This is a genomic window from Flavobacterium seoulense, from assembly GCF_000695795.1.
Taxonomy (GTDB): Bacteria; Bacteroidota; Bacteroidia; order Flavobacteriales; family Flavobacteriaceae; genus Flavobacterium; species Flavobacterium seoulense.
Map to the genome: position 1 here is coordinate 40,120 of NZ_JNCA01000010.1, position 12,998 is coordinate 53,117.

The 12,998-nt window shown below is 32.4% G+C and carries 14 protein-coding genes; 13 read left to right on the top strand and 1 reads right to left on the bottom strand.

Going from position 1 to position 12,998, the window contains the following annotated elements:
* Window positions 1-33: 33 nt before the first annotated feature.
* On the bottom strand, window positions 34-423 hold the full coding sequence (locus tag FEM21_RS05685; RefSeq protein WP_035658789.1) for a pyrophosphohydrolase domain-containing protein: 390 nt from the start codon (window positions 421-423) through the stop codon (window positions 34-36).
* Window positions 424-503: 80 nt separating this feature from the next.
* On the opposite strand from FEM21_RS05685, the gene FEM21_RS16680 reads away from it, so the two are divergent.
* The 13 genes from FEM21_RS16680 to FEM21_RS05750 all read left to right on the top strand — a co-directional run bounded on the left by FEM21_RS16680 (window position 504) and on the right by FEM21_RS05750 (window position 12,591).
* Complete coding sequence (locus FEM21_RS16680) at window positions 504-692, top strand: hypothetical protein (RefSeq protein ID WP_035658790.1); 189 nt, start codon at window positions 504-506, stop codon at window positions 690-692.
* Window positions 693-891: 199 nt separating this feature from the next.
* Window positions 892-2,034, top strand: coding sequence for an SRPBCC family protein (locus FEM21_RS05695; protein ID WP_081824648.1), 1,143 nt, complete (start codon window positions 892-894; stop codon window positions 2,032-2,034).
* Window positions 2,035-2,088: 54 nt separating this feature from the next.
* On the top strand, window positions 2,089-2,631 hold the full coding sequence (locus tag FEM21_RS05700; protein ID WP_035658791.1) for an RNA polymerase sigma factor: 543 nt from the start codon (window positions 2,089-2,091) through the stop codon (window positions 2,629-2,631).
* Window positions 2,632-2,665: 34 nt separating this feature from the next.
* Window positions 2,666-3,088 (top strand): hypothetical protein, encoded by a 423-nt coding sequence (locus FEM21_RS05705; RefSeq protein ID WP_035658792.1) that lies wholly within the window; start codon window positions 2,666-2,668, stop codon window positions 3,086-3,088.
* A gap of 17 nt (window positions 3,089-3,105) precedes the next feature.
* Entirely contained in the window at window positions 3,106-3,564 is a 459-nt protein-coding gene (locus tag FEM21_RS05710; protein ID WP_035658793.1) for a hypothetical protein, read from the top strand.
* Window positions 3,565-3,743: 179 nt separating this feature from the next.
* Complete coding sequence (locus FEM21_RS05715) at window positions 3,744-5,117, top strand: hypothetical protein (protein WP_035658794.1); 1,374 nt, start codon at window positions 3,744-3,746, stop codon at window positions 5,115-5,117.
* A gap of 119 nt (window positions 5,118-5,236) precedes the next feature.
* Entirely contained in the window at window positions 5,237-7,213 is a 1,977-nt protein-coding gene (locus FEM21_RS05720) for a KUP/HAK/KT family potassium transporter (protein WP_035658796.1), read from the top strand.
* Between the two features lie 197 nt (window positions 7,214-7,410).
* Window positions 7,411-8,085 carry a TIGR02117 family protein gene (locus FEM21_RS05725; protein WP_035658810.1) on the top strand — a complete coding sequence of 225 codons (675 nt, stop codon included), beginning with the start codon at window positions 7,411-7,413 and terminating at the stop codon, window positions 8,083-8,085.
* A 311-nt stretch (window positions 8,086-8,396) separates the two neighbouring features.
* The gene (locus FEM21_RS05730) at window positions 8,397-8,939 is read left to right on the top strand and encodes a LemA family protein (RefSeq protein WP_035658797.1); all 543 of its coding nucleotides are present in this window, start codon (window positions 8,397-8,399) and stop codon (window positions 8,937-8,939) included.
* Window positions 8,940-9,110: 171 nt separating this feature from the next.
* Window positions 9,111-9,980 (top strand): hypothetical protein, encoded by an 870-nt coding sequence (locus tag FEM21_RS05735; protein ID WP_035658799.1) that lies wholly within the window; start codon window positions 9,111-9,113, stop codon window positions 9,978-9,980.
* A gap of 171 nt (window positions 9,981-10,151) precedes the next feature.
* Entirely contained in the window at window positions 10,152-10,913 is a 762-nt protein-coding gene (locus FEM21_RS05740) for a hypothetical protein (protein ID WP_035658801.1), read from the top strand.
* 171 nt (window positions 10,914-11,084) lie between these two features.
* Window positions 11,085-11,567, top strand: a complete 483-nt coding sequence (locus FEM21_RS05745) for a hypothetical protein (RefSeq protein WP_035658802.1) — start codon at window positions 11,085-11,087, stop codon at window positions 11,565-11,567.
* A 106-nt stretch (window positions 11,568-11,673) separates the two neighbouring features.
* Window positions 11,674-12,591, top strand: a complete 918-nt coding sequence (locus FEM21_RS05750) for a sugar phosphate isomerase family (protein ID WP_201448273.1) — start codon at window positions 11,674-11,676, stop codon at window positions 12,589-12,591.
* The last annotated feature ends 407 nt before the right edge of the window (window positions 12,592-12,998 follow it).

Genomic DNA, 12,998 nt, shown 5'->3' on the forward strand with positions numbered 1-12,998 from the left:
ATTGAAAATCGCCTTTTTTCTTGATTCTTATTTTTAGAATTCGCCTAATATTTTTGAAAAATTCGGTTTAAAATAATTTGGTCCTTTCATTACTTTTCCGTCTTCTCGGTAAATAGGTTTTCCATCTTCGCCTAGTTTACTCATATTACTTTTCTGGATTTCGTCAAAAACTGCTTCAATTTTATCCTGAAGTCCGTGTTCGATAATTGTTCCGCACAAAATATACATCATATCTCCTAAAGCATCAGCAATTTCTACTAAGTCATTATTTTGAACAGCTTCCAGATATTCCTCATTTTCTTCTTTCATTAAATGATAACGAAGTGTATTCTTAGTTTCTCCTAAATCGGCAATGGGAGTTTCACTATGCTCTATCCCGAATGCGGTATGAAATTCTTTAACAGAATTAATTTGCTTTTGCATAACTATTATTGATTAAATGAAATGCAAATTAGCAACTAATCTTAAACATTTCCGTATTTTTGCAATAAATTTTTTCAATTATGTTTAGTCAGGGACAATTAGTATTTGCGCTTTGTTTTTTTATTGCTTTTGTTATCGTTATGATTTTTTCTTATCGAAAAGACATTAAAACCCACAAAATATTTTACAAAGGGAATTACAAAATTCTAATAGGTTTCTTTATTTTCATCGGATTATTATTTGTCATTAAAGTTTACTTTAGACACTAATAAAATAATTACAGTCTGGTTTTTTACACGGCAAATTAAAACTTATCATTTTCGCCAGTTGAAATATAATTAAAAGATAAAATACTTATCTTTTTTTTTCGGTTTTTATCATAAACCAACATTTTTTATATTTTTTGCACTCATAGTCTTGCATATTGATAAAATTTCTAACTTTACAACAGAAAATAATCAATTAATTATGAGAATTTTAAAATATATCTTTCTTTTATTACTACTTAGTCTAGTTGCCTTATCCATATTTATAGCTACTCAAAAAGGGGATTTCCTTGTAGAAAGAAGTAAGATTATTAATTCTCCTAAAGCCTCTGTTTATAATTATGTTAATGATTACAGAAACTGGAGCGACTTTGGTTCCTGGACTTCTGATGATCCAGATGCAAAAATAAATTTTCCTCAAAATACTATTGGAAAAGGAGCTTCTTACTCTTGGGAAGGCAAAGATGGAAGTGGTGAAATGCGTACCATTGCTGTAAAAGAAAACGATAGTATTTCACAAAGTATGGAATTTGAAGGCACTTCTTCTACAGTTTCATGGCATTTTAAAGACACCATTGGCGGAACAAAAGTAACCTGGAGATCGAAAGGAAAAATGAGCTTTTTCTTCAAAATCTATTCGGCAATAAATGGCGGAACTGATAGAATTATTGGTGCTATTTACGAAAAGAGTCTGACTAATTTAGACAAAGCTTTAGATTATGAAATCAATACTTTCTCTACTATTGATAATGGAATTGTAAAAAAACCAATCATGAATTACATTGGTCATACTTTTACAAATGAACTGACTAAAGTGAATAAAAACTTCAAGATTGTGATTCCGAAACTGATTACTTTTTGCGAAAAGAACAATATTGATGTCAACGGAAAACCATTTATCATTTATCATACTTATGATACTTCCAAAGGACTTGCCAAAGTTACTATTGGACTTGGAATACGAAATGAAATATTTTTAAGCTCAGGAAGTGATATTGTATCCGGAAAACTGGAAGCTTTTGAAGGTGTTAAAACTACTTTAACCGGCGATTATTCGCATTTAAAAACGGCTTTAACCAAAACTAACAATTACTTAAATCAACATACATTAGTCGCAAACCCTGTTTTTTCTCATTTAGAAATATATGCTACAGGAAAAACTGACGTTAAAAATCCTTCAAAATGGGTTACTGAAGTTTATGTTCCTATTGTACCAAAAGTAGTTCCACAGGAAAGAACTTATTATCCGACAGGATCAACACCCCCTACACCAGCATCGGTGGCTCCAGTAAAAAAAGCAGCTACCGAAGAACCAAAAGCAATAGATGACGAATTTGAATTTTAATTCTCTCATTCGTTAAACCATTCTGTTACTTTTATATCTAATTCAACAAAAGCTTTGCTGGACGAAAAGGAATTCATACAACAATTATTAAACCCGAAAACTCAAAATGAAGCTTTTCAGCAATTGTTGCATACTTATCAAAAGCCTTTGTATAATCATATTCGAAATATAGTTTTGAATCATGATGATACTGATGATGTTTTACAAAATACCTTTATTAAGGTTTTTCAAAATCTAAAAAACTTTAAAGGAGAAAGTAAATTATTTTCCTGGATGTACCGCATTGCAACTAATGAAGCTTTGACTTTTTTAAATCAAAAAGCCAAGAAAAGCGGCATTTCATCTGAAACATTACAAAACAAAGCAATAGACAATCTAAAAGCCGATGTTTATTTTGATGGAAACGAAATCCAGATTGCTTTGCATAAAGCCATTGCAACGCTTCCTGAAAAACAACAATTAGTTTTTAAAATGAAGTATTTTGAAGAATTAAAATACGAAGAAATCTCAGAAATTCTGGGAACATCAGTGGGCGCATTGAAAGCATCTTATCATCATGCTGTAAAAAAAATTGAAGCACTTTTATCCACTAATTAAACCTTTTGCATTTCATTTAGTCTAAATAGGTATCATGAAAGAATTTAAATTAAATACAATCCCTAAAATTGAATCTGGTTTTAAAACACCGGAAGATGCTTACTTCGAAAAGTTTTCGGCTAATTTATTAGAGCAATTACCTAAAAACGAACCAAAAACGGTATCATTATTTCAAAAAAGGAAAACAATTATAATGATGGTAGCAGCCGTTTTTGTTTTGGCTTTAGCTATTCCTTCGCTTCTTAATAATGCGAGTCGTTCTAACGAAATTGATACTACAACTTTAGAAAATTACATCAGTTATCAGTCGAATGTTAATCAATATGATTTAATTAATGAATTAGACGAAGAAGACATTAGCAACATCAATATCACATCTAATATTGCTCTTGAAGACACCACTATAGAAGATATATTAGTAACAAACAATAACCTAGAATACTATATTACCGAATAATATAAAAAATGATGAAGATGAACTTGAAAAAAATTTTACCATTATTACTATTGTTTTCCTATAGTTTTTATGCTCAGGAAAGTATGAATGATAAAAAAGAGCAAATTAAATCTATGAAAGTAGCATTTTTTACTACTGAACTGGATTTAAGTTCTCAGGAATCAGAAAAATTCTGGCCTCTTTATAATGCTTATGATAACAAACAGTTTGAAATAAGACATAAAAAAATGAAAGCTTTTAAAAGCAGATTAAACAATGATGCACTTGACAAAATAAGTGAAAAAGACGCTTCAAATTTTCTGAACCAAATGGAAGCTGCCGATGAAGAATTATTTTGGTTACGAAAAAAATTCACTAAAAGTTTAAGAACTGTTTTACCCGATGTAAAAGTTTTAAAATTTAAAAAATGTGAAGATGATTTCTATCGAAAATTACTTCAACAATATGGAGACAGAGGCCGAAAAGACAAAAGATAATCTCAAATAAATATATCATAATAAAAGCCGTTTCATTCAAAAAATGAAATGGCTTTTGTGTTTATACTACATTCTGATTCTATGCGTTATAACATTGCATTTTCAAAGTACAAGAGCACATAAAATTAATTGGCACAGTAATTGAATATGGCAAAATATCACTAAACAATTCAGTAGCCATGAAAACTAAAATAATATTTTTAAGCCTTGTAGCCTTGTTTTATTTCACACAAACAGAGGCTCAAAACAGAACTACCGTAAATGCAATGAATAACGAAATTAGCGATAATCTCGATTTAAGAGCCGTTGCATCTATTTTTGGAGAATCTAAAAATTTAGAAGATTTTGAAAGACGCTTAAACGATCCTGAACTTCAAATTTCTAATTTAGATTTGAATAATGATAACGAAGTAGATTATTTACGCGTAATAGAAACGGTAGAATACAATACCCATGTGGTAATTATTCAATCGGTTTTAGATCGTGACGTTTATCAGGACGTAGCAACAATAGACATTGAAAGAGGTAGTAACAACAGCGTACAAGTACAATTTATTGGTAACGAATACATGTATGGTCCTAATTATATTTATGAACCCGTTTATTATTCTACCCCTTTAATTTATGCTTCATTCTGGGCTACAAATTACCGTCCGTATGTATCAAACTGGTATTGGAACTACTATCCTTCGTACTATTATGCCTGGAATCCGTATCCAATATACAGATACAGAAACAACATTCATTTGAGCTTGAACTTCAACAACAGCTACAATTATGTAAACTACAGAAGAAGTAATATTGCCATTTCTCTTTACAATACCAGACGTACTTATGCTTATGAAAAACGTTATCCGAATTATGCTTTTGCAAAAAGATACAATAACAATTATGCAAACCGTTATGAACTAGATCAAAAAAGAGGTCGCAGTTATAGTAACAATTATTCGAATAGTCGAAACACAACTTCGAGACAATACAGTAATAGTAATAATACCCGAAGAGACAGCCGAGATTATTCTACTAATAGAAATACTCCTTCGAGAATAAACACTACGCCTAGAACAAACTCAAGAGATTTTACTGATAATAAATGGAATAATTCAAGAACGACTCCATCAAGAAATTTTAATCAAAACGAGGCTGCTAATTCGAGAGAAAACACAGCTCCCAGAACATCTGGCAGAGAAAATAATCAAAATAATACCAGTCCTAACAGAGAAAACAGAACATTGGGCAGAGAATACAATAGAAGTAATAACAATTCTAATAGTTCAAGAGAAAATACAAGTCCGAGAACAACAAACAGAGATTACAATCAAAACAGATCAGAAAGTGCCAGACCAAATCCGGCACAACAAACGCAGCCAAGTAGAAATTATACTCCAAGACAGGAAAATAATATACAAAGAACACAAAGCCCTAGAGAAAACAATTCTAACAGCCGTTCTTTTAACAGACCGAGTGCTCCTTCACAACGTTCAGAGTCACCTAGAGGCAATAACAATAGTCAGGAAAACAACAATTTTTCAAGAAATAATAGAAGAATTTAACAAAACAAAAGCAATTTTCAGCAAGCACGATCAATTGGTCGTGCTTTTCTGTTTTTTAAAGATAATACCATTTGAATTGTTTAAAAATGAGTAAATTTGACGCGTTTATAAAATATAAAATGAGCGCATCTAAAAATTTACACAGCAAGTTAACGCTAGGAGGTTTATTGATTTCATTGGGAATTATTTACGGAGATATTGGTACCTCGCCATTATACGTAATGAAAGCCATATTAGGAACTCACACTATTGATGCCGATATCGTTCTGGGAGGAATATCTGCAGTGTTTTGGACTTTAACATTACAAACTACTATAAAATACGTCATCATTACTCTAAATGCTGACAATCACGGCGAAGGAGGTATTTTTGCACTGTATGCTCTGGTCAAGAAAACAAAAATTAAATGGCTCATTGTGCCAGCTATTATTGGCGGTAGTGCCTTATTAGCCGACGGAATCATAACACCACCCGTTTCGGTATCTTCTGCCGTAGAAGGAATCAGAACTTATTATCCCGAAATAAATACAGTTCCTATTGTTATTGGAATTTTATTTATACTGTTTACCATTCAGCAATTTGGAACCAAACTCGTTGGGAAATTCTTTGCCCCAATGATGTTTATCTGGTTTAGTATGTTAGGTATTTTAGGTGTAATCCAAATTATAGAGCATCCTGAAGTTTTTAAAGCTTTCAATCCTTATTATGCTTATCATTTATTAACGATACATCCTGAAGGTTTCTTTGTTTTAGGTTTTGTATTTTTATGTACTACTGGTGCCGAAGCCTTGTATTCTGACATGGGGCATTGCGGAAGAAAAAACATCCGAATCAGCTGGATTTTTGTAAAATCTACTTTAGTTCTTAACTATTTCGGTCAGGGAGCTTACCTGATTCACCACGAAGGAGAAACATTGCAAAGTTTAGGTGGTAAAAACGGAAACCCATTCTATTTGATTATGGAAGACTGGTTTCAGCCATTCGGAATTGTTATTGCAACTATGGCAGCGGTAATTGCTTCGCAAGCCTTAATCAGTGGTTCGTTTACATTAATAAATGAAGCCGTACGATTGAATTTCTGGCCAAAAGTAAAAATCAAATATCCTACTGAATTACAGGGACAATTGTACATTCCGTCCATCAACTGGTTGTTATTCTTTGGTTGTGTGGGCATCGTGCTGCACTTTGAAGAATCCAGCAACATGGAACATGCTTATGGTCTGGCAATTGTTTTATGTATGATTATGACCACTATTTTACTCAATTTTTATTTGATCATGAAAAGAGTAAAATTGTATTTCATGGTGCCGTTAATCACTATTTATTTATTAATCGAATTGAGTTTCCTTGCTGCCAATATCACTAAATTCTCTGATGGAGGTTACGTAACTTTGATTATTGCAGTAGTATTGATTTCGATAATGTCTATTTGGTACACCGCTAAAAAAATTACCAAAAGCTATACTAAACTTGTAAAAGTTCAGGATTATAAAAAAGTATTGAGCGAATTGAGTGTCGATATGAGTATCCCTAAATATGCCACGCACTTAGTTTATATGACTAATGCCGGTAAAGTGGATGAAATAGAAGAAAAAGTAATGTATTCTATTTTACAAAAAAGACCTAAAAGAGCTGATATTTACTGGTTTGTACACGTAAACATTCTGACAGAACCTTATAAAACAGAATACCGCGTAACCGAAATTCTTAAAGACGATTTATACCGTGTCGATTTTAATTTAGGTTTTAGAGAACCTACTAAAATCAATCTTTTGTTTAAAGAAGTGATTAAAGACATGGTTAAAAAAGGCGAAGTCGATATCAGAAGCCGTTATGAATCATTGAATAAAAATAACATCATAGGCGACTTTAAATTTGTACTTTCAGAGAAATTTTTATCGAATGATAACGATATCAAATGGCATGAAAATATCATTATGAACTCTTATTTCATGATCAAAAAATTAAGTTTATCTGAAGAAAGTGCCTTTGGATTAGACAGTAGTTCGGTAAAAATCGAAAAATTCCCAATGATTCTTCATACTCCCGAAAACATTGGCTTAACCCGATTAGACGCAAGAGAAATTCAAATGTAATTTTACTTATATTACAAATAGAAATAGCGATTGTGGAATATAATTTTCTGCAATCGCTTTTTTGTTTTCGCAAAAAATTGATAAACCAATTCCAATCTGCTTTTGTATTTGAAAAATTTTACTTACTTTTTTTTCTAATCGTTTTGACAAGAACTTTATTTATTAAATTTGGCAGAATAATCACCAATAAATTAAACTTGAAAAACGCATTTAAAATTCTTTTAAAAATAGTTCTGTTCGTTCTGGGACTTCTGCTAGTCTATGTAATCATTGCCTACCTACTTTCGCTCATAACAATTGAAAAAGAAGCCAATACCAAACCTGAAGTTGAAATTTTCATTCTGACTAATGGTGTCCATACTGATATTGTAATGCCTGTAAAAGGCGAGCAAATCGACTGGAGTCAACAAATTCAATTTAAAAATACCCAAGCCGCTGATTCTACATACCACTATATTGCAATGGGTTGGGGAGACAAAGGTTTTTATCTGGAAACGCCTGAATGGTCTGACCTGAAAGCTTCGGTGGCTTTTAAAGCCGCTTCGGGATTAAGCACCACTGCTATTCATGCTACTTATTACAAAAAGATGAAATTAGTCAACAACTGTAGATCAATGTTTATTAGCAAAGAACAATACCAGCGATTAATCAATTACATTAGTGATAGTTTTCACAAAGATGCTAATGGTAATTTTATCCCAATTAAAACAGATGCTAATTATGGTACAACCGATGCTTTTTATGAAGCTAATGGAAGTTACAGCATTTTTAAAACCTGTAACAGCTGGGCGAATAGCGCGCTGAAAGCCTGCGGACAAAAATGCTGTTTATGGACAGCAACCGATTCTGGAATTTTTTCGAAATATAATTAATACTAAACATCGAAAATCCATTTTGTAGCTTAAAAAAAGCTACAGACGAAAATTAGGAATCATGGAGACGGAAGCACTTATCAGGGCATTATTTTCTCTTCGGACACCTAATTTTACTGAGCGGAGCACAAAAACGGCTTAAATAATCAAAAAGACTAAAGTTAGGGTTTGTAAGATTTAATTTCTATATTTGAAAAAAAGTCTGATTATCGTCAGACCTATCCACCCAAAATTAGGATGATAGGTCTGATAAAATCAGACCTATATACAAGTTACCAGTAATTGCAGAAAAAAAACGTAAAAAACAGAAAATGAAATTTCTAAAAGGTTGTTTAATTACATTGATGATATTTATTGGAATATGTTTCATTGGCTATTTTTTATTTAAAAATAGTGTTGTAAATAACTTGGAAAGTTTAAATAGCAATGTAAAACGGAGTTGGACTAATTATACAGAAAATTTAAAAGAACGAAACGCAGAATTATCGAAACAGAATTTTAAAAACGATAGTCTGAAGTTTTATTGGAATAAAGCTAAATCCATTACTTTGTCTGAATGTTCAAAAGAACTTGAATTTAATGAATACAAGATAAATCAATTCGTTATGTCGGACAGTTTAAACTCAACACTAAATGAAAAAATAAATTTGAGTTTAGATAATTATAATCAAGACGTCAGAGAATATAATACATACAGAGTTAGGTTTCCAAATTCTATAATCGCAAGAAAAACAGACTTTCCTAAAGATTTTAATTACTTTGATTATAGATATGGAGTTGACAATGAATCGAAAATGATTAGAAAGAAAAAAGTAGAAAATTGGATTATTAACGGAGGCAATTATCCTGAATAGCAACTACTGGTAACAGCCGTTACACGAGATTTGGGCATTAGATTGAATTTAAATATGGTTTTGTACTTGGAAAATTTGTGTTTAACCGAAAAACCTCGCATCTTTAATCCCAAACCTCGTGTAGCGCCAGAACGTTATAGGGCATTTTAAGACAGAACCACAACAATAGACATGGGAACTTGGGGAACAGCAATAAAAGATAACGACACATTCGCAGACATTTATAGCGAATTCTTTGAGCATTATGACAAAGGTGCAAGTCCGCAAGAGATTTCCAAAAAACTTTTTGAGGACAACAAAGAACTAATTAATAAATCTGACGACAGTAGTAACTTTTGGTTTGCTATAGCTTTAGCTCAATGGGAGACAAAATCTCTTGATAATAAAGTATTTTCAATCGTTGAAAACATAATTCTAACCGAAAAAGACCTCCAAAGCTGGAGAGAACTTGGCGCAGATGAAGATGACATCAAAAAAAGAAAAACTGTCCTCGAAAAATTCCTAGCAAAACTTAAGACAAAGAAGGCAAAAGCAAAACCTCGAAAAAAAGCAAAAAATATAAAACCTATTTTTGAGACTGGCGACTGTATTTGCTTTAAACTAAAAAATGGTAACTACGGTGGAGCTTTAGTATTATCGACAAATTTAGACCCTAAATTTGGACTTAACTTAATTGCTTCAACCACTATAAACCAAACTACCAAGCCAACAATAAATGATTTTAAAAATGCGGATGTCTTAATTTGTTCGTTTGCAAACTGGAAAAATAATCCAAAAATCACTTGGTACTTTCCTCCTTTGCCTAAAAACAATCCTCCTTCATTTGAAGTAATTGGGAAAATAGAAATTGAAATCAACTATGAAAGTAAAGAAACCAGAAGTAATGTATATAAATTCCATCCATCTTTTTCGGGAGGTTGGGATCAAATTATTGAGGCCGTTAATATGCAAATTGAACACGAAAAGGCAAATTCATTACCAAAAAACAGATTGAAAATTTCACAAGTGACCAAGAAAAGAAAGTGGTGGAATATATCCTAGGTGCAAAAAAAACGCCCTATAACAGCCGTTACAAGCGATTTGCCGATTTAGTGGAATTAACGTTTTTATTCATATATTCGTTTAGCAGAAAATACTCTGCTTCTAACCTCCCCAACCACTACAAGCGCCAGAACGTTATGCGTCAACATAAAACCAAAATGAACCAAGACAATGAAATCAATAAAGGAATTGGGAAATAAGTTTATAAACCTTTACGGAAATTTGACTAATGATGATTCAAGTTGGGAGAACAGACAATATGACTTTTACTTAATTTTTGGACAGACTGAAGAAAACAAATCTCCCTGGATAACAACGAATTGGAAATCGGATTTTGAACCATATTTTGACATGCTAATAAATCAGAATGTAATTTTAAAAGAGACAGGAATCAGGGCAACAAAATACAAGCCCGAAAAACGAATTTCTAAAAAGGAAAACGAGGAATTTGTATATCATTCAGACATAAAGCTTGGACGACTCAAATGGGATGAAAAATCACACGAGAAGTGGACAATGCCTAATAACACTGAAAACTACTTTCTTAATTTTGAACTTTGGTCGCCTATTTGGACAATTTGCGAAAAAAGACAATCACCACCAGAAATTTATATTTCAATATCTAATGAAAGAGATTTTGAAAAGAAACGTGATATTAAATTCGGATATTTCATTGTAGTTGCAATTGCCAAGAGTTTAAAATTTGACTCCAAACCGATTATGAAAGAGTTGTCAGAAAGAATAAACTCGAAAGCCACAATCTTAAAAACGAGAAGATGGGGCAAACCTGAAAAAGCAGGAAATTGGACTTTTGTAAATTGGATACAAGACACTTTTAGCAAAGGTATCTATAAAGAAAAAAATTTACATTCGTTAGAATTCGACAAGTTAGAATTTGAACCTATATGGGAAGTAATATATCGAAATAAATAAAATGCCGAACGCATAACAGCTACTACAACTGATTTGGTCAATAGGCTTAATGGAAAGTTGGTTTTTGCATTTGGGATGTTTGGCAAATCCGAGAATAGGGCTTAATTTAGTCCCAAACCCTCTGTAGTACCAGAACGTTCAGTTTAATATAATAACAGAAATTAAAAAACTATGCTTAAACTCTATAAACTGACGGATAATCAACTTCATTATTGGGAAACTTGGAATAAAGATCAAAAAACAGCAATTGTGCATTGGGGAATTGTTGGACAACGTGGACAAGATAAAGAAGTTAAAGACGGACTTTTCTCAAATTTCAGAAAAACAGTTCAGAAAGAAATTAATAAAAAACTAAAAGATGGTTACACTGAATTTAACGAAGACAAACTTTTTTTTTTAGAAATCGAATATAAAATTGAAGGTTTTGGAACAGAACAAGACCTCGATAAAAGACACAGACTTGAAAGTAAACTGGACGGAATATTAGGATGGACAGGACTTGGTCACACCGACGGAGGAAGTATTGGAAGCGGAACAATGGAAGCAGGCTGTATAGTAGTTGATTTTGAAATTGCAAAAAAAGTAATTGAAGTAAATTTAAAGAACACAGAATTTGCCGATTACACAAGAATTTACAAAATCGATAATCAATAAAAGCCAAACGCATAATAACCTTTTGGTAAGATTGCAAGTTATAGGATAAGTTCACCCACAAATTTTGCAAGATTTTTTATCTTTAGCCCGCATAAACAATAATATAATGACAATCAACTCAAAATTTACGAGATACGAAGACAACAATAATGTATGGTTGTCTCAAAACAACGAACAGGAATTTAATTTTACAGATCATGGCATCACTCCTACTGTTCTTAGTACTGAAGCCGAAGTAGGACAGGCAATGTTAAACGAACTTTACAGCACTGCAAAATCAAAAGAAGGCGATATTAATATTGCGCTTCTGGGCGGTAGAGGTGCTCAGGAATTGCATCGTTTGCTGGGAGAGCTGGCTAAGTCATCAGAACAGGACGAGCTGCTTGGCAGACTGAATGTTTTTACCCAGGATGCTCTTGCTCCTTTGAGCATGGATAACAGTTTTAGTTTTGTCAGGGATTTTGAACGTATTTTAGGGGATGCTTTTTTCAAAAAAATAAAAAGCTTTACACCAATGCAAACAGATACCAAAGATATCGAGTCGGCACTTATCGAATATTTGACAAAATTGGAAGGATTAGGAGGTTTAGATATCTTTTTTATTGGTCATGGCCCGGAAGAAAATCAGGCATCACACCTGGCTTATATCAAACCATTTTCGGGAGCACAAAGCCATCATATTGCAGGAATTATTCCAATATCGAGTACTATTTTAGAACACCATATTAGCAAGTTTAAAGCAGGTGGAAGCATTGTAAGCGAAAGTGATGAAAAGGAATGTCGCTCTGCTGAGTATATTCTCACTTTAGGACCAGCTGCAATTTTACAAGCCAAAAAGATAGTTCAATCCGTAGTCGATGCTGATTCGGCTCCTGCTAAAGTTAAAACGTATGCCAACGTGCTTAATACCAAGCTGAATTCAGATAAAGAGGAAGCAGCACAGCAATTAAATAGCAATCCGGGGCTGTGGATACGATTACATCCTAATACTAAATCTTTTGTGTTACCTAATTTAGGTTTGTAATGCAGAAGATAAAGAGTGAGTCATTAACAATATTTTTATGTTATCACAAGAACATATAGACAATTTTAGTTCAACACTAACAACAATTCTAAATCGAGAAATCGAACTTGGAAATGAAATAATTGAAACTTCACAAGGTTGGCCAAACCAAGGAACAATAATTATTTTTCTTAAAAAGCCCTTTTTAGGAAACTATAAAATAAAAAATACAGAATATAGAAATGTTAATGATTCCCATTATTGGAAAGCAGAATATTTTGACAGTTCGACAAATCATGTTCTAGTTTGCAAATTCTAAAAAGACTATCAAATTCCGATAGTGCGAATTTATAATCCGTACTATAATGAAGAACTTTGCCAAGTTACTTGATGAGATTGCTTCGTTCCTCGCAATGAACTGTGCTAAA

Excerpts from the sequence above, each read along its gene's own strand:
- FEM21_RS05685 (WP_035658789.1), bottom strand. The coding sequence starts at position 423 with ATGCAAAAGCAAATTAATTCTGTTAAAGAATTTCATACCGCATTCGGG.
- FEM21_RS05720 (WP_035658796.1), top strand. The coding sequence starts at position 5,237 with ATGAGCGCATCTAAAAATTTACACAGCAAGTTAACGCTAGGAGGTTTA.
- FEM21_RS05695 (WP_081824648.1), top strand. The coding sequence starts at position 892 with ATGAGAATTTTAAAATATATCTTTCTTTTATTACTACTTAGTCTAGTT.
- FEM21_RS05745 (WP_035658802.1), top strand. The coding sequence starts at position 11,085 with ATGCTTAAACTCTATAAACTGACGGATAATCAACTTCATTATTGGGAA.
- FEM21_RS05735 (WP_035658799.1), top strand. The coding sequence starts at position 9,111 with ATGGGAACTTGGGGAACAGCAATAAAAGATAACGACACATTCGCAGAC.
- FEM21_RS05740 (WP_035658801.1), top strand. The coding sequence starts at position 10,152 with ATGAAATCAATAAAGGAATTGGGAAATAAGTTTATAAACCTTTACGGA.
- FEM21_RS05750 (WP_201448273.1), top strand. The coding sequence starts at position 11,674 with ATGACAATCAACTCAAAATTTACGAGATACGAAGACAACAATAATGTA.
- FEM21_RS16680 (WP_035658790.1), top strand. The coding sequence starts at position 504 with ATGTTTAGTCAGGGACAATTAGTATTTGCGCTTTGTTTTTTTATTGCT.
- FEM21_RS05715 (WP_035658794.1), top strand. The coding sequence starts at position 3,744 with ATGAAAACTAAAATAATATTTTTAAGCCTTGTAGCCTTGTTTTATTTC.
- FEM21_RS05710 (WP_035658793.1), top strand. The coding sequence starts at position 3,106 with ATGAACTTGAAAAAAATTTTACCATTATTACTATTGTTTTCCTATAGT.
- FEM21_RS05730 (WP_035658797.1), top strand. The coding sequence starts at position 8,397 with ATGAAATTTCTAAAAGGTTGTTTAATTACATTGATGATATTTATTGGA.
- FEM21_RS05705 (WP_035658792.1), top strand. The coding sequence starts at position 2,666 with ATGAAAGAATTTAAATTAAATACAATCCCTAAAATTGAATCTGGTTTT.